The 17,327-nt window shown below is 65.1% G+C and carries 14 protein-coding genes; 12 read left to right on the top strand and 2 right to left on the bottom strand.

Going from position 1 to position 17,327, the window contains the following annotated elements:
• Positions 1-90: 90 nt before the first annotated feature.
• From IVB13_RS23780 to IVB13_RS23740, 9 genes are all read left to right on the top strand, one after another.
• Entirely contained in the window at positions 91-1,038 is a 948-nt protein-coding gene (locus tag IVB13_RS23780; RefSeq protein ID WP_247338302.1) for an aminoglycoside 3'-phosphotransferase/choline kinase family protein, read from the top strand.
• Between the two features lie 259 nt (positions 1,039-1,297).
• Positions 1,298-2,920: an ABC transporter substrate-binding protein gene (locus IVB13_RS23775; protein WP_247490735.1), complete on the top strand. Its 1,623-nt coding sequence runs from the start codon at positions 1,298-1,300 to the stop codon at positions 2,918-2,920.
• 213 nt (positions 2,921-3,133) lie between these two features.
• Complete coding sequence (locus IVB13_RS23770) at positions 3,134-4,147, top strand: ABC transporter permease (RefSeq protein ID WP_018456013.1); 1,014 nt, start codon at positions 3,134-3,136, stop codon at positions 4,145-4,147.
• A 2-nt stretch (positions 4,148-4,149) separates the two neighbouring features.
• The gene (locus IVB13_RS23765; RefSeq protein ID WP_018456014.1) at positions 4,150-5,049 is read left to right on the top strand and encodes an ABC transporter permease; all 900 of its coding nucleotides are present in this window, start codon (positions 4,150-4,152) and stop codon (positions 5,047-5,049) included.
• Between the two features lie 103 nt (positions 5,050-5,152).
• The gene (locus tag IVB13_RS23760; RefSeq protein ID WP_247490734.1) at positions 5,153-6,916 is read left to right on the top strand and encodes an ABC transporter ATP-binding protein; all 1,764 of its coding nucleotides are present in this window, start codon (positions 5,153-5,155) and stop codon (positions 6,914-6,916) included.
• Complete coding sequence (locus tag IVB13_RS23755) at positions 6,916-7,095, top strand: DUF4089 domain-containing protein (protein WP_018456016.1); 180 nt, start codon at positions 6,916-6,918, stop codon at positions 7,093-7,095. The genes IVB13_RS23760 and IVB13_RS23755 overlap by 1 nt, the downstream gene beginning before the upstream one ends.
• 7 nt (positions 7,096-7,102) lie before the next feature.
• Positions 7,103-8,500: an AtzE family amidohydrolase gene (locus IVB13_RS23750; protein ID WP_018456017.1), complete on the top strand. Its 1,398-nt coding sequence runs from the start codon at positions 7,103-7,105 to the stop codon at positions 8,498-8,500.
• 1 nt (position 8,501) lies between these two features.
• A complete protein-coding gene (gene hpxZ / locus IVB13_RS23745) occupies positions 8,502-8,894 on the top strand; it encodes an oxalurate catabolism protein HpxZ (RefSeq protein ID WP_018456018.1) in 393 nt (130 codons plus the stop codon).
• Positions 8,895-8,898: 4 nt separating this feature from the next.
• A complete protein-coding gene (locus IVB13_RS23740) occupies positions 8,899-9,621 on the top strand; it encodes a GntR family transcriptional regulator (protein WP_018456019.1) in 723 nt (240 codons plus the stop codon).
• Between the two features lie 110 nt (positions 9,622-9,731).
• Here IVB13_RS23740 and atzF read toward each other — a convergent pair whose 3' ends face one another.
• Positions 9,732-11,549, bottom strand: a complete 1,818-nt coding sequence (gene atzF / locus IVB13_RS23735; RefSeq protein WP_026233071.1) for an allophanate hydrolase — start codon at positions 11,547-11,549, stop codon at positions 9,732-9,734.
• 368 nt (positions 11,550-11,917) lie between these two features.
• Here atzF and IVB13_RS23730 point away from each other — a divergent pair, with 368 nt between their 5' ends.
• On the top strand, positions 11,918-13,768 hold the full coding sequence (locus IVB13_RS23730) for a feruloyl-CoA synthase (protein ID WP_085357700.1): 1,851 nt from the start codon (positions 11,918-11,920) through the stop codon (positions 13,766-13,768).
• A 359-nt stretch (positions 13,769-14,127) separates the two neighbouring features.
• On the opposite strand, the gene IVB13_RS23725 is transcribed toward IVB13_RS23730, so the two are convergent.
• Positions 14,128-14,634, bottom strand: coding sequence for a MarR family transcriptional regulator (locus IVB13_RS23725; RefSeq protein WP_018456022.1), 507 nt, complete (start codon positions 14,632-14,634; stop codon positions 14,128-14,130).
• Between the two features lie 83 nt (positions 14,635-14,717).
• Here IVB13_RS23725 and IVB13_RS23720 point away from each other — a divergent pair, with 83 nt between their 5' ends.
• Both IVB13_RS23720 and IVB13_RS23715 read left to right on the top strand, forming a co-directional pair.
• Complete coding sequence (locus tag IVB13_RS23720; protein WP_247490733.1) at positions 14,718-15,938, top strand: cytochrome P450; 1,221 nt, start codon at positions 14,718-14,720, stop codon at positions 15,936-15,938.
• 44 nt (positions 15,939-15,982) lie between these two features.
• Complete coding sequence (locus tag IVB13_RS23715) at positions 15,983-17,194, top strand: ABC transporter substrate-binding protein (RefSeq protein WP_018456024.1); 1,212 nt, start codon at positions 15,983-15,985, stop codon at positions 17,192-17,194.
• The last annotated feature ends 133 nt before the right edge of the window (positions 17,195-17,327 follow it).

The following is a 17,327-nucleotide window of genomic DNA, read 5'->3' as shown; positions in this document are numbered from 1 at the left end:
CCCCCCCATCCACGCCTTGGCCGCAGCACGAAGAACGTGGATGCCCGGGACAAGCCCGGGCATGACGAGCTCAACAGCCGTTAGGTTACGATGTCGATGCCACTCCCCCACCTCGCCGACGCGGCAAGCTTTCGCGCCTTTCGCGCCGACCCTCCGCGATGGCTGCCGATCGCACTCGACATCGCCCGCAGCCACGATCTCGATGCCAGCGCGCCGCACGTGTTTGCCACCGGCACCAATCTCGTGGTCGGGCTCGGCGATCGCCTGATCCTGAAAATCTTCCCGCCGCTGCTCCGCGCGCAGTTCGTCTCCGAGCACGGCTCGCTGGCCCAGCTTGCCGGTCGCATTGACTTGCCAATTCCCGAGATCGTCGCGGAAGGCGAGCGCGACGGCTGGCCTTATCTGATCATCACGCGCCTTGCCGGCACGCTCGGCTCGGAGGTCTGGCCGTCGTTGCCGGAAGCGCAGAAGGAGCGCGTGCTGCGACAGATCGGCGAGACCATCGCCGCCGTGCAGCGCGCGCCGCTCGGCTCACTCGCGCAGATCCAGCCGCGCTGGGACGACTTCATGCGGGCCCAGATGCAGGGCTGCAAGGCGCGGCACACGCGTCTCGGCCTGGCGCCGAAATTCCTCGCCGGCCTCGACGATCTCCTGCGTGATGCGGCCGCGCTCATTCCGATGGATGCGTCGCCGGTGATCCTGATCGGCGAATACATTCCGGAGAACTTCCTGCTCGCCCGCCACGACGATCAATGGTCTCTCGCCGGCCTGTTCGACTTCGGCGACGTGCTGGCGGGATGGCGGGACTACGATCTGCTCGGCCCTAGCGCCTTCATGGCAGCGGGCCGGCCGGGCAGGGTGCGCAACCTGCTCGAAGGCTTTGGCTATGCGAAGCTCGACTTCGCGCTCAAGCGACGGCTGATGGCCCTGATGCTGCTGCATCGCGCCAGCGACCTCAACAGCCACATCTGCATCGAGGGCTGGCAGGAGCAGGCGGATGATCTGGTCGAACTTCAGGAACTGATCTGGCCGGGGTGACGGGCCGCGATCGATAGCCGCGCCACCTAGGGGCGAGACGCGCTCACGCAATAGGCTGGTATTCTCGAAGCATATTTTTTAGGCAAATATACCTGTTTGTATGCAATGTCCGACGGCTTGGCTTCTGATCGACGGCCCGGATAGCAGCCTTTTCCTATAAACATTTCATAGGCTTAGCTGGTTTAATCCTTGCTTAAGCCTTGGCACGAACCTTGCGAATCCAGTTCCAACCAGAAAACTTTTGTGTTGGAGCCATTCCATGAAGCGCCGCGATTTCCTCAAGTCCGTTTCCGGATTGGCCGCAGGCGCGGCGCTTCCGGCCATGCCGTCCGTGATCTCGTCGGCCAAGGCCGATGCGCGCTCGGAGACGCTGCTGATCGTCTCGGAAGGCGGCCCCAACAATCTCGATATCCACGGCGTCGGCACCAACGTGCCCGGCTATGAGGTGTCCTGGAATTGCTACGACCGCCTGCTCAGCCACGAGATGAAGACCGGCCCCGGCGGCGTGCCCTATTACGACCGCGACAAGTTCAAGGGCGAACTCGCCGAGGACTTCAAGATCGACGACAGGTCGGTCACCTTCAAGCTGAAGAAGAACGCCAAATTCCACGACGGCGCGCCTGTGACCGCCAAGGACGTGAAGTGGTCGCTCGACCGAGCCGTCAGCGTCGGCGGATTCCCCACCTTCCAGATGAGCGCGGGCTCGCTCACGAAACCCGAGCAGTTCGTCGTGATCGACGACTACACGGTACGTGTCGACTTCCTGAAGAAGGACAAGCTGACGATCCCCGATCTCGCGGTGATCGTGCCCTGCATCATCAATTCCGAGCTGGTGAAGAAGAACGCCAGCGAGAAGGATCCCTGGGGACTCGAATTCACCAAGCAGCAGACCGCGGGCTCCGGCGCCTACAAGGTGACGAAGTGGACCGCCGGCACCGAAGTGGTGATGGAGCGCAACGACGATTGGGTCGGCGGCCCGCTGCCGAAGATCAAGCGCGTGATCTGGCGCATGGTGCCGCAGGCCGGCAATCGCCGCGCGCTGCTGGAGCGCGGCGACGCCGACATCTCCTATGAGCTGCCGTTCAAGGATTTCCAGGAGATGAAGGCGAGCGGCAAGCTCAACGTGGTGTCGCTGCCGTTCTCCAACGGCATCCAGTATATCGGCATGAACGTGACCAAGCCGCCGTTCGACAATCCCAAGGTACGTCAGGCGGTCGCCTGCGCGATTCCCTATCAGAAGATCATGGACGCGGTGATGTTCGGGCTGGCTAACCCGATGTTCGGCGCGCCCAAGGACAAGCCAACCGAAGTCGCCTGGCCGCAGCCGCACAAATACAACACCGACATGGACAAGGCGAAGGCGCTGCTGGCCGAGGCCGGCTACCCGAACGGCTTCGAGACCACGATCTCGTTCGACCTCAACTTCGCCGGCGTCAACGAGCCGCTCTGCGTGCTGGTGCAGGAGAGCCTGGCCCAGATCGGCATCAAGACCACCATCAACAAGGTGCCCGGCGCCAACTGGCGCACCGAATTGAACAAGAAGGAAATGCCGCTCTTCACCAACGTATTCTCGGGCTGGCTCGATTACCCCGAATACTTCTTCTACTGGTGCTATCACGGCAATAATTCCGTCTTCAACACCATGAGCTACAAGTCGGCGGAGATGGACAAGCTGATCGACGGCGCACGCGCGGCCGCCGCGACCGGCGACACCGCGACCTACGACACCGACGTGAAGGGCTTCGTCGAACTCGCCTACAGCGACATCCCGCGCATCCCGCTGTACCAGCCGTTCGTCAACGTCGCGATGCAGAAGAACATCAGCGGCTACCAATACTGGTTCCACCGGAGGCTGGATTATCGCGCGATGGCGAAGGGGTAAGGGGATGGCGGGCGCTGTCCTTCGCAGTGAGGTGAGCACGCTTTTCAGGCTCCCTCCCCCCTTGTGGGGGAGGGGTGGGGAGAGGGGTAGCCACAAACTCCGATCTCTCCCGGAGCCACCCCCCTCCCTAGCCCTCCCCCACAAGGGGGGAGGGAACGCAGCGGAGCGAGTGGCCGCGTGTCGGGTTCATTCAACGCGCAAGAGGAAGTCGCCATGCTGACCATGATCGGCAAGCGCCTGATGTTCGCGATTCCTTCGCTGATCGGGGTCGTCATCGTCACCTTCCTGCTGACCCGCGCATTGCCCGGTGATCCCGCGGCGTATTTCGCCGGCCCCGCCGCAACGAAAGAAGCCGTCGAGCAGATCCGGAAAAAACTCGGCCTCGACAAGCCGCTGATCGAGCAGTTCTTTCGCTACACCAACGATCTCGCCCATGGCGATTTCGGCAACTCGCTCACGACCGGCCAGCCGGTCGCAGCCGAGATCCGCAACCGCCTGCCGGCCTCCGCCGAGCTGACGCTGCTCGGCCTCATCGTCTCGGTCGTGATCGCGATTCCGCTCGGCGTGCTGGCGGCGACGCGGCCGGGCTCATGGGTCGACCATCTCTGCCGTGTGACGACGACGGCCGGCGTCTCGCTGCCGGTGTTCTTCACAGGTCTGGTGCTGGTCTATGTGTTCTATTTCCGGCTCGGCTGGTCGCCCGCGCCGCTCGGCCGGCTCGATGTGTTCTACAGCGCGCCGCCGACAGTGACCGGCTTCTATCTGATCGACACCCTGATCGCGCGCGACTTCGAGGCGTTCCGTTCGGCATGCAGCCAGCTCATCCTGCCGGCGACGACGCTTGCGATCTTCTCGCTGGCGCCGATCGCGCGCATGACGCGCGCCTCGATGCTGGCGGTGCTGTCCTCCGAATTCGTGCGCACCGCGCGTGCCAGCGGCCTGTCGCCGGCGACCGTCATCGTCACCTACGCCTTCCGCAACGCGATGCTCCCCGTCATCACCACGCTGAGCATGGTGTTCTCGTTCCTGCTCGGCGCCAACGTGCTGGTGGAGAAAGTGTTCGCCTGGCCAGGCATCGGCTCTTACGCCGTCGAAGCGCTGATCTCGTCGGACTTCGCGCCGGTGCAGGGGTTCGTGCTGACCATGGCGGTGATGTACGTGCTGCTCAATCTCGTGATCGACATTCTCTATGGCGTGATCGACCCGCGCGTGCGGTTGGAGGGCTAATCATGAGCACCGTTGCGCCTGCTGTTGAACCCGTCGGCCCCGCGCGCACGTCGGGTCTCGTCGCGCTCCTCGACCAGACCCGCTACGTGCTCGGCGAGAACAAGGTCACCGGCTTTGCATTCGCGCTGCTGATCGTGATCCTCCTTGCCGCGATCTTCGGCCCCTATGTGGTGCCGTATGACCCGCTGGCGTCCGACACCGTGGCGTCGCTGAAGCCACCGTCGGCCGCGCACTGGTTCGGCACCGATCAATTGGGCCGTGACATCTTCAGCCGGGTCGTGGTGGCGACGCGGCTCGATACGTTCATCGCGGTCGCCTCCGTCGCCCTGGTGTTCCTGATGGGCGGGCTCGCCGGCATCGCGGCCGGCTATTTCGGCGGCTGGACCGATCGCATCGTCGGCCGCGTCGCCGACACCATCATGGCGTTCCCGCTGTTCGTGCTGGCCATGGGCATCGTCGCCGCGCTGGGGAACACCGTGCAGAACATCATCCTGGCCACCGCCATCGTGAACTTCCCGCTCTACGCCCGCGTTGCGCGCGCCGAAGCCAATGTCCGCCGTAACGCCGGCTTCGTGCAGGCCGCGCGTCTGTCCGGTAACGGCGAATTCCGCATTCTGCTCGTGCATATCCTGCCGAACATCATGCCGATCATGATCGTGCAGATGTCGCTGACCATGGGCTACGCCATCCTCAATGCCGCCGGTCTCTCCTTCATCGGCCTCGGCGTCCGTCCGCCGACGGCCGAATGGGGCATCATGGTCGCCGAAGGCGCCGGCTTCATGGTGTCAGGCGAATGGTGGATCGCGCTATTCCCGGGCCTCGCTTTGATGATCGCCGTGTTCTGCTTCAACCTCCTCGGCGACGGCCTGCGCGACATCGTCGACCCCCAGCGGAGGACGTGATGGCTGGGTTAGGCGTACTTTTTCGCTCGAAATTCCCCAATGAAATCAACCTCATTCTACTGTGCATGGGGTTGTTTTCGCCATTTTTAGTTGGGAGGTGCCCATGACCGCCCCGCCGCTGCTCGACGTCCAGGACCTTACCGTCGAATTCACCACCCGCCGCGGCATCGTCAAGGCGGTGCAGCACGTCAACATTTCCGTCGCCAAGGGCGAGACGCTTGCGATCGTCGGCGAGTCCGGCTCCGGCAAATCGGTGACGTCGTATGCGGTGATGCGCATTCTCGACCGTGCGGGGCGGATCGCCGAAGGCTCGGTGATGTTCTCGGGCATCGACGTCAAGGCCGCGACCGAAGACCAGATGCGCGATCTGCGCGGTCGCGAAGTCTCGATGATCTTCCAGAATCCGCGCGCCGCGCTCAACCCGATCCGGAAGGTCGGCGACCAGATCGAGGACGTGCTGCGCACCCATGTCCAGCAGGCCATGGTTTCGGACCGCGGCGAGAAGGCGATCGAGGCGCTGGAGCAGGTCAAGATCGCCCGCCCGCGCGAGCGCTATCACGCCTATCCGTTCGAATTGTCAGGCGGCATGTGCCAGCGTGTCGTCATCGCGCTCGCGCTCGCCTGCAATCCGCAGCTACTGATCGCGGACGAGCCGACGACCGGATTGGACGTCACCACGCAGAAGGCGGTGATGGATCTGATCGTGGAATTGACCAAGCGCAAGGCAATGTCCACCATCCTGATCACGCACGATCTCGGCCTCGCCGCTGCTTATTGCGACCGCGTCGTCGTGATGGAAAAGGGCAGGGTGGTCGAGACCGCCAAGGCCGCCGACATCTTCGCCAACCCGCAGCACCCCTACACCAAGAAGCTGATGCGCGCGACGCCGCGGCTCGGCGTGAGCCTGCGGGATCTGTTGCCGGAGGAGGAAGGCTCAGCCGTCGTGGCCGGGCCTGACCGGGCCATCCATCAGGCTTCGCAGGACGAGGCCAGGAAGAGCGGGCAGCCCCTTCTCCTCATCGACAAGCTGGTCAAGGAATATCCCCGCCAGGGCGCCACCGCCACGCTCGGCAAATTGTTCGGCCGCAAGCCGCCGGTCGAGCCGGACGTGTTCCGCGCCGTCGACGGCATCAGCTTCTCGATCGGTCACGGCGAGAGCGTCGGCCTGGTCGGCGAGTCCGGCTGCGGCAAATCGACCACGTCGATGATGGTGATGCGGCTGCTGGATCAGACCTCGGGGCTGATCCAGTTCGACGGCGAGGACATCGGCGGCATCGCGCCCGCCGGCTTTGCCCGGCTGCCGCAGCGCAGGCGCATCCAGATGGTGTTCCAGGATCCGACCGACAGCCTCAACCCGCGCTTCACCGCCGTGCGTGCCATCGCCGATCCCATCATGCAGCTCGGCGACGTCAGGGGGCGCGACGCGCTCCGCGCCCGCTGCGAGGAGCTCGCCACCATGGTGGGCCTGCCGCACAATCTGCTGGATCGCTTCCCGCACCAATTGTCGGGCGGCCAGAAAGCCCGCGTCGGCATCGCCCGCGCCATCGCCCTGCACCCGAAACTCGTGATCCTGGACGAGCCGACCGCCGCGCTCGACGTTTCGGTCCAGGCCGTGGTCCTCAATCTGCTCCAGGACCTCAAGGCCCGACTAGGTATGAGTTATCTGTTCGTCTCGCATGATTTGAACGTAGTGCGCTTGTTGTGCGATCGTGTCATTGTCATGCGGTCGGGTCGAATCGTCGAGGAAGGATCTTCCGAGCGGGTCTTGAGCGATCCGCAGGACGACTACACCAAGGAGCTGCTGACGGCGATCCCGCATCCGCCGCTGCAGACAGAGCGCACACTGAGAGCTTGTTTGGGAGCGTGATGGCCGAACCGTTGGACGATTATATCGACGCTGTCACCAAAGCGTTGGCGTTGCCCGTCGAGGAAGCATGGAGGGCGTCCATCCGCGCCAATCTCGAGGTCTCGCTGCGGCTCGGCCGCCTCGTCGACGAATTCGCGCTGCCGGACGAGACCGAGCCGGCGCCCGTGTTCACGGTCTGACGCCGCCATGACGACCAAGCCAGAGATGACGGCCTCCGAGATCGCGAGCGCGGTTGCGGGCCGCAAGATGTCCGCGCTCGATGCGACCGAAGCCGCGCTTGCGCGCATCAAGCAGCACGACACCATCCTCAATGCGTTTACCGACATCACCGCCGATCGCGCCCGCGCCAAAGCGCGCGCAATCGATGCCGATATCGCCGCCGGCAAGTCCGTCGGCCCATTGGCCGGCGTGCCGTTCGCGGTGAAGAACTTGTTCGACGTCGCAGGCCTCGCCACGCGCGCAGGCTCGAAGATCAACCGCGATCGCGCACCCGCCACGCGCGATGCCACGCTGATCGAGCGCATGGAAGCGGCCGGCGCCGTGCTGGTCGGTGCGCTCAACATGGGTGAATACGCCTATGACTTCACCGGCGAGAACGTCCATGACGGTCCCTCGCGCAATCCGCACGATACGACGCGGATGAGCGGCGGCTCCTCCGGCGGCTCGGGCAGCGCCGTTGGTGGCGCGCTGGTGCCGATCGCGCTCGGTTCCGACACCAACGGTTCGATCCGCGTGCCGTCCTCGTTCTGCGGCATCTTCGGCCTGAAGCCGACCTATGGCCGGCTCTCGCGTGCGCGCTCTTTCCCGTTCGTCGCGAGCCTCGATCATCTCGGCCCGTTCGCGCGCTCCGCCACCGATCTCGCGCTGGCCTATGACGCCATGCAGGGACCGGATGCCGACGATGCCGCCTGCACCACCACACGTGGTCTGGAGCCGACGACACCGCTGCTTGCCAATCCGGTGTCCGACCTGCGCATCGCGATCGCCGGCGGGTACTTCCAGACCAATTTGTTTCCGGAAGCTGTCGAAGCCGTCAGCCGCGTCGCCAAGGCGCTGGGCGCAACGCGCGTGGTGGACGTGCCCGAAGCTGCGCGCGCCCGCGCGGCGGCCTATGTCATCACCACCACTGAGGGCGCCTCGCTGCATCTCGATCGGCTGCGCAAGCGGCCGAACGATTTCGATCCCGCCGTGCGCGACCGGCTGATTGCGGGCGCCATGGTGCCGGCGCCGCTGGTCGACCGCGCGCAAAAATTCCGCCGCTGGTATCGCGCGCAACTCGCCGAGATTTTCAAATCCGTCGACGTGCTGATCGCACCGGCGACGCCATGCACCGCGCCGAAGCTCGGCCAGGTCAATTTCAATCTTGGCGGCGTCGAGATGCCGGTGCGCGCCAATATCGGCATCCACACCCAGCCGATCTCGTTCATCGGCCTGCCTGTGGTCGCCGTGCCGGTGCCGCTCGATCCGCTGCCGATCGGCGTGCAGATCATCGCCGCGCCATGGCGCGAGGACATCGCGCTGCGCGTCGCGTTCGCGTTGGAGAAGATGGGTGTTGCCGCCGCGCCCAGCCCAAGAGGATTTTGAGATGGAGATCGATCTCCCCGAGGTGATCGCAGACGTCAAAGCTGCGTTCGAGCGCTATGAGCAGGCCCTGATCACCAACGACGTCGCCGTGCTCGGCGAGCTCTTCCGCAACGATCCCCGCACGCTGCGCTATGGCATCGGCGAGAACCTCTACGGCTATGAAGCAATCTCCGGCTTTCGCGCCGGCCGCTCGGCGGTCGGCCTCAATCGCCGCACCGCGAAAACCGTGATCACCAGCTATGGCCGCGACACCGCGGTTGCCTCCACCCTGTTCTATCGCGACACGATGCCGGGCAAGGTCGGCCGGCAGATGCAGACCTGGGTAAAATTCCCGGAGGGCTGGCGCGTCGTCGCCGCCCATGTCAGCATCATCGACGAGTCGAAAGAGACCTGACCGTATGACGCTTGACGATCTTCCGCCCGGAGCGCTGCCGGCCGAACCGGCGGTGCCGCGTGTCGACCGGGGGGCGCCGTCAGCGCACAAGGTCACGCGCGCCGAGGAGCTGCGCCTGCAGCTCGCCGACGAGATCGTGCGCGGAGCTCTGCCACCCGGTGCGCCGCTTGACGAGACCGACATCGCGCGCCGCTTCAGCGTTTCGCGCACGCCGGTGCGGGAAGCCCTGCGTCAGCTCGTGGCAAGCGGCCTCGTCGAAGCGCGCGCTCATCGCGGCGCGGTGGTGGCGCAGCCCTCGTTCGAACGGCTGACGGGCATGTTCGAGGCCATGGCGGAGCTTGAGGCGCTGTGTGCGGGTCTTGCCGCCGAGCGCATGTCCGCCACTGAGCGTCACGGCCTGGAAGCCATCCACGAAGAACTGCGGGTGTTGAGCTACGCCGGCAATCCCGAGCGCTTCCACGAGGTCAACGAGCGCTTCCACAACGCGATCTATGCGGGATCGCAGAACGGCTACATCGCCGAGATCACGCTGGCGACGCGCGTGCGCGTACAGCCGTTTCGCCGCGCCCAGTTCCGCAATCTCGGCCGTCTCGCCAAGTCGCAAGCCGAGCACGACCGCGTTGTCGTCGCCATCATGCGCGGCGACAAGCAGGGCGCCGCCGCCGCGATGCGCGCGCATATCGAGCTGGTGCGCGGGGAGTACGAGATCTACGCGGTGTCGGTTTAGGGGCGCGCGCACGGTTGCGTAGGGTGGGCAAAGGCGCAAAGCGCCGTGCCCACCATCTCCCCAAGCTGACGGTGATGGTGGGCACGTTTCGCTTTGCCCACCTACGAGACCTACGCTGTCGTAGCTTCCGCCATATACTTCCGCCAGCCGCCATACGCGGTGATGTCGCGAGCCTCGCCCAGCACCTCGGGCTCGACGAGAAATCCCTTCACGCTGCGGCCATCGGCCAGCCGCACCGTGCCGATCGCCATCGGCGCGGGAATCGCGTTGACGAACTTGCCGAAGGCGGACGACGACAGCGACCAGATTTCCAGCTCGATCGACGCGCCCTTGCCGGCCTCGACGCGCAGCATGCCCGGCTTTGGCGGCGTGGTCTTCAATGCGTAGAGCTTGTAGTCCGCCGCGGTCCTGGTTGCCTCGATCAGCTGGCCGTTCAGCGCTTTCAGTTCGCCGTTCAGCGCCATGCCGGACAGATGCGCGCCGACCACGGCGATGGGAATCTCGTCGACGCCGCTTGCGGCAAGCGGCGCCAGCGCGGCTTGCACGACGCCCTTTGCGCCAAGCGTCAGTTTGGTATCGGCATGGAACACGCGGCCGATGCTGGCGAGCAGCGCATCGTGCCCGGTGGGTGCAAGAATTGTGATGCCGAACGGGATGCCGTCGGCGCGCATCGCCGCCGGCAGCGCGAGACCACAGAGATCGAGCAGATTGACAAAATTGGTATAGGTGCCGAGCCGGCTGTTGAGCTCGACCGGATTGGCCCGCACCTGCGCGGTCGTATAGGCCGTCGGCGCCGTCGGCAGCACCAGCGCGTCGATATTGGTGAAGGTGCGTTCGGCGATCTTGCGCAGGCCCTGCAGACGATAGAGCGCGGAGAAGGTGTCCGTCGCCGTCAACCGCGCACCGGCCGCGGTGATCTCGCGCGTCACGGGATGGATCGCCTCCGGTGCCGAGGCGAGCAGGTCGCGGATCACGAGATAGCGCTCGGCCACCCACGGTCCCTCGTAGAGCAGTCGGGCCGTCTCATAGAACGGCTCGAGGTCGAATTCGACGAGCGTTGCCCCAAGCGCGGTCCAGCGCTTCAGCGCCTCGGCGTAAGCCGCTTCCGCCTTCTTGTCGCCGAAGAAGATCAGCTGTCCGCTGCGCGGCACGCCCAGGCGCAGGTTTGCCGGGAGCGGGGTGATCGCGCCAAGCGGCCGGTCGCGCGAGAACGGATCTGCCTGATCGGGACCTGCCATCACGGAGAGCGCCAGCGCGGCGTCGTCGACCGTCAAAGCGAATACCGAGATGCAGTCGAGCGTCCGGCAGGCCGGCACCAGGCCAGCGGTCGAAATCATGCCGAGGCTCGGCTTGAGACCGACGATGTTGTTGAGCATCGCCGGCACGCGGCCTGAGCCGGCGGTGTCGGTGCCGAGCGACAGTGGCACCAGCCCGGCGCCGACGGCGGTGGCCGATCCCGAGCTCGAGCCGCCGGGAATGAGGTCCTCGCGGATCGCGTTTCTGGGGATGCCGTGGGGCGAGCGCACGCCGACAAGGCCGGTCGCGAACTGGTCGAGATTGGTCTTGCCGATGATGATCGCGCCGGCGGCGCGCAGCCGCTGCACCGCGGTCGAATCATGTGTCGGGGTATACGAGAAGGCCGGGCACGCCGCGGTGGTCGGAAATCCCAGCGCGTCGATATTGTCCTTCACCACGACCGGCACGCCATAGAGCGGCAGGCTGGCGGCGTCCTTGGTGGCGAGCTTCTCGGCCTCCGTGATCGCGTCCTTTTCGTCGCGCAGGCTGATGAAGACGGCGGGGTCGTTGTGGTCGCGGATGCGCTGATAGGTGCGCGCGACCGTCTGCGCCGGTGTGAGCGTGCCCGCGCGATGCGCGGCCACGATCGCGGCGACCGTTTCAGGCTGCTCAGCCCCCATTTCAGCCTTCATGGCGACAAATCTCCGGCTACGTCTCTTCACCCCGATCGAAGCAAGCGATGTGCCATTGTGTACAGAATCCGGGCAGGACAAGTGCTGCGGATATTACCGAGAGATCAGTGGCTTGTGGGATATTTCGAGCTCCGGCGGACCTTCGTGTCAGCGCCCTGTTACGAGCATTTGCGCAAATAATAGGCAGCTAGATCAGGTGCAGCCAGCAATCCATGCCGCGGATGCGCGGCGACCAGCCCTTTGAACGGCGGCGGGCCGTCCCACCTGGCCCCAGCTTGCGCCCCAACAATTGTCGTGGCCAACATGCTGGCCAACGCGGTCCGCGACGAGGCTGCGACCGGTCCCGGCTTCCGGGCGAGGAGGAAACCATGACAGCCGCCCCACGCGGTGATGCTTCGAGCCTGTTTGCGACACCCAGAACCGTTGCCGAGCATCGCGCCGACGGCAGCATCGTGCTGCGCTCGCCCGAGCCTCTGCGCGATGGCGCGCGCTGCGTCGGCGACTGGCTGGAGCAATGGGCGCGGCAGAGGCCCGACGCGATTTTCCTCGCCGAGCGCAGCAGTGCCGAAGCGCCATGGAGCACCGTTACCTATGCGCAGGCGCTGCGCCAGGTGCGCGCGGCGGCGTCCTGGATTCTGGCGCACGGTCTCGGCGCGGAGCGCCCGCTCGCGATCCTCTCCGACAACAGCATCGATCATGCGCTGCTGGCACTGGCGGCGCAGCATGTCGGCGTGCCCTCGGCGGCGATCTCGCCGGCCTATTCCCTGATGTCAAAGGACTTCGACAAGCTCAAGAGCATGATCGCGTTGCTTGAGCCCGCCGCGATCTATGTCTCCGCGACGAGGCCGTTTGCGGCGGCGCTGGCCGCGATCAAGCCGCTGCATAGCGCGCAGATTATCAGCGGCAATGCCGACGATGCCGATGCGCTGGCCTTTCGCACTATCGCGGCAACGCCCGAGAGCCCCGACGTCGCAAAGGCCTTCGCCGCGGTGACGCCCGATACGATCGCAAAACTCCTGTTCACTTCGGGCTCGACCGGCACGCCGAAAGCCGTGATCAACACCCAGCGCATGCTGACGTCCAGCCAGCAGGCCAAGGCGCAGACCTGGACTTTTCTCGAACGGGCGCGCGACGATCTGGTCATTCTCGACTGGCTGCCCTGGAGCCACACGTTTGGCGCGAACCACAATTTCAATCTCGTGCTGCGCAATGGCGGCTCGCTCTATATCGACGGCGGCAAGCCGGCGCCCGGTCTGTTTGCGATGTCGCTCGCCAACCTCAGAAGCGTGATGCCGACGGTCTATTTCAACGTGCCGCGCGGCTTCGACATGTTGATCGCGGCGCTGCGCGGCGACGAGGAGCTGTGTCGCCGCTTCTTCAGCGAGGTGAAATTCGCGTTCTACGCCGGTGCGGCGCTGCCGCAGAATCTCTGGGATGCGCTGGAAGAACTCTCCGTCAAGACTGTTGGCCGCGCGATGCCGATGGTCTCGGCCTGGGGCTCGACCGAGACGTCGCCGCTGGCCACCGACTGCCATTTCCTCGCGGAGCGCTCGGGCAATATCGGCGTGCCCATTCCCGGCACCGAACTGAAGCTCGTTACCTCCGGCGACAAGCTGGAGGTGCGCGTGCGCGGCCCCAACGTCACGCCGGGCTATTGGAAGGCGCCGGAGCTGACCAGGCAGGCTTTTGACGACGAGGGCTTTTATCTCATCGGTGATGCCGTGAAGTTCGCCGACGCGAACCGGCCCGAACGCGGCCTATTCTTTGACGGCCGCGTCGCGGAGGATTTCAAGCTCAATTCCGGCACCTGGGTCAGTGTCGGCACACTGCGCCTCGCCGGCATCGCCGCGCTGGCGCCGCTCGCGCAGGACATCGTCGTCACCGGCCATGGCGGCGACGAGGTGCGCTTCCTGGTGTTTCCGAACATCGCTGCGTGCCGCGCGCATGCCGGCCTGCCCGAGACCGCAGGCGTGAACGACGTGCTCGCGCATGAGAAGATCAGAGCCGCGATCGCGCGGGGGCTGGCGAAACTGAAGCAACACGGCGCCAACTCCTCCGGCCACGCCACGCGCGCGTTGCTGCTCGCCGAGCCGCCGTCGGTCGACGGCGGCGAGATCACCGACAAGGGCTACATCAACCAGCGCGCGGTGCTGACGCGCCGTGCCGATGCGGTGGCGCGGTTGGATGACGATGCGCCGGGCGAGTGGATCGGTCTGTAGCGCTTGGGCCTGTGCCCCGGACGCAGCGCAGCACGCAGTGATGCGCTGCAGAGCCGGGGCCATTCTTCGTGATTGGCATCTCTGGATCCCGGCTCTGCGCAGCAGCGTTTCACGCTGCAGCGCGTCCGGGACAAGAGAGCTCGGCAAACCCAACTACGCCAGCCGCCCTGCCGCATTATGCTGCACGATTCTTTTGTTGCCCAAGCAACTAATTTATGCGAACCGTTCCAGACACGGATGACGGCGGGAGGAACCGCCGCGTCGGATCGGAGGAAGCTATGCTCGGCAGAGAGGGTGCCGCCGGCGAATGTTGGCGCATGCCTGGAAATGACAGGGCTCAGCGCCCGCTGTGTGGCCCGTCAGGTCTCGGTGCTGCCGGTCACCGCGCCGAGATTTTCATGCAGGCGGCGCAACAGGTCGATCAGCACCTCGCGCTCGTCCTTGTCCAGGCAGGACAACAGGCGCCGTTCGCGCTCGAATGCAGCGACGATCACCTTGTCATGGATGGCGCGGCCCTTCGCCGTCAGCGAGATCGAATGGGTGCGCCCGTCATTGGGATCGGTACGGATCGAGATCAACCCCCGCTTTTCCAGGCCGGCCAGCGTCCGACTCACCGGGCCCTTGTCGAAACCGATGACGTGGCAGATGCGCGAGGCGGGAATGCCGGGCTCGATCGCGAGCAGCGACATGATCCGCCATTCCGTGACGTTGACGCCGAACTCTCGCTGATAGAACGCGGTGGCGCTGTTCGAGAGCTTGTTGGCGATGAAGGTGATGAACGCGGGGACGTAGCGGTCAAGATCGAGCGTCGGTCCCGTCTCGGCGGGCGCAGGTTTCTGGCGGGCTCTGGTCGAAGGCGGCGGCATGTCGGGATTCTGTCTCGCGGCGTGTCTGGAGACCTAAAGGTAAGCGCGGCCCTTTCACAAGATCAAAATGAGGGAGGACTTCCATGAGCACTTCCAGCTCCCAGGAAATTAGCGGTTCGTCGGCCGTCCCGCATCTCGACGTCGATCCGTTCGCGATGGATTTTTTCGCCGATCCCTATCCCACGCATGAGCTGCTGCGGGAGGCGGGACCTGTCGTCTATCTCGACAAGTGGAACGTCTATGGCGTGGCGCGCTATGCCGAAGTTCATGCCGTGCTGAACGATCCCGCAACGTTCTGCTCCAGTCGTGGCGTCGGCCTCGCCGATTTCGCGAAGGAGACGCCGTGGCGGCCGCCCAGCCTGATCCTCGAGGCCGATCCTCCCGAGCACACCCGCACCCGCGCCGTGCTCTCAAAGGTGCTGTCGCCGACGGTGATGAAGGGGCTGCGCGACCGCTTTGCCGCGGCAGCGGAAGAGCGTGTGGACGCGCTGCTGGAGAAGCGCAACTTCGATGCCATCACGGACCTTGCCGAGGCCTATCCGCTGTCGATCTTCCCAGATGCGCTCGGGCTTAAGCCTGAGGGACGCGAGAATCTCATTCCCTATGCGAGCCTGGTGTTCAACGCCTTCGGCCCGCCGAACCAGTTGCGCAACGAGGCGATCGCGCGCTCGGCGCCTCACCAGGCCTACGTCACCGAGCAGTGCCAGCGGGACAGCCTCACGCCCGGCGGCATCGGCGCCTGCATCCACGCCCATGTCGGCGAGGGTGCCATCACCGCGACCGAAGCGCCGCTGTTGGTGCGTTCGCTTCTGTCAGCGGGCCTCGACACCACCGTCAACGGCATCGGTGCAGCGGTCTACTGTCTCGCGCGCTTCCCTGTGCAGTGGCAGCGCCTGCGCAACGATTTTACGCTGGCGCGCAACGCTTTCGAGGAGGCCGTTCGTTTTGAAAGCCCGGTGCAGACCTTCTTCCGCACGACCACGCGCGAAGTCGAACTGTCAGGCGCGACCATCGGTGAGGGCGAGAAGGTGTTGATGTTCCTGGCGGCTGCCAATCGCGATCCGGGGCGCTGGGACAAGCCCGACAGCTACGACATAACCCGCCGCACGTCCGGCCATGTTGGCTATGGCTCAGGTATTCACATGTGCGTCGGCCAGCTGGTCGCGCGGCTCGAAGGCGAGACAATGCTCGCGGCGCTGGCCCGCCGGATCGCAAAGATCGAGATCATGGGCGAGCCGCAGCGCCGCTTCAACAACACGCTGCGCGGGCTCGACAGCCTGCCTGTGCGCATCACGCCAGCCTGACGCTGTCGTCATCGCAAACAACAAATACGACAGGGGAGGGAACAATGAAGAACTTGAAGTGGACGCTTGCGCTGGCCGCGAGCCTGATTGGCGGCGCGGCAAATGCCGAGATCTCGGACAATGTCGTGCGCGTCGGCGTGCTCAACGACATCTCCGGCATTTTCCAGGACACCAACGGCATGGGCTCGGTCGAGGCCGCGCGCATGGCCGCTGAGGATTTCAACGGCGGCGGCAAGGGCATCAAGGTCGAGATCGTCTATGCCGATCACCAGAACAAGGCCGACGTCGGCAATGCAATCGCGCGCAAATGGCTCGATGTCGAGGGCGTCGACGCCATCGTCGACGTGCCGAACTCGGCCGTTGGCCTCTCCATCAACACGCTGCTGCGCGATAGCCGCATGACGTTCCTCGCGTCGTCCACCGCGAGCTCCGATCTCACCGGCAAGGCCTGCTCGCCCAACACCATCCAATGGGTCAACGACGCCTGGGCGACCGGCAACACCACGGCGGCCGCGATGATGTCGCGCGGCGGCAAGGACTGGTATTTCCTCACGGTTGACTACGCACTCGGCAAGGGCATCGAGGCGGAAGCCCAGAAATACATCGAGGCGCATGGCGGCAAGATGTTGGGCTCCTCCAAGCATCCGCTCGGCACGTCCGACTTCGCGTCCTTCCTGTTGCAGGCGCAGGGCTCGAAGGCCCAAGTGATCGGGCTCGCCAATGCCGGCGGCGACACCATCAACGCGGTGAAGCAGGCGGCCGAGTTCGGGATACAGCAGGGCGGACAAAAACTCGTCGCCTTCCTGCTCTTCATCAACGACGTCCACGGCATGGGCATCAAGGTCGCGCAAGGGCTCCAGCTCATGGAGGCCTTCTACTGGGACATGAACGACGACACCCGCGCCTTCGCCAAGCGCTTCGCGGCGCGGCCCGGCATGAACGGCAAGATGCCGAGCGGCAACCAGGCCGGGGTCTATGCCTCCACGCTCGCTTATCTCAACGCGGTCGCCGTCACGGGCAGCGACAATGCCAAGGATGCCGTGCCCGAGATGAAAAAGTTCAAGGGCAAGGACAAGCTGTTCGGCGACACCACGATCCGCCAGGACGGCCGCGTCGTGCATCCGATGTATCTGTTCGAGGTGAAGAAGCCGGAGGAGTCGAAATATCCGTATGACTATTACAAGCTGGTTTCGACGATCTCTGCGGAGCAGGCGTTTCGACCGCTCGCGGAAGGTGGGTGCGAGCTGGTGAAGTAGGGGCGGCGATCGCGCCTCACTTAACCTCTCCCCGCTCGCGGGGAGAGGTCGGATCGCTCTTGCGATCCGGGTGAGGGGGTACAGGTCTCACCAATATCTCGTTCGCGGAGAGGCCCCTCACCCCAACCCTCTC

The organism is Bradyrhizobium sp. 17 (assembly GCF_023073515.1).
Lineage (GTDB): Bacteria > Pseudomonadota > Alphaproteobacteria > Rhizobiales > Xanthobacteraceae > Bradyrhizobium > Bradyrhizobium canariense_D.
The sequence above is the reverse complement of the archived record's forward strand: the minus strand, read 5'-3'. Positions and strand labels throughout refer to the sequence as shown.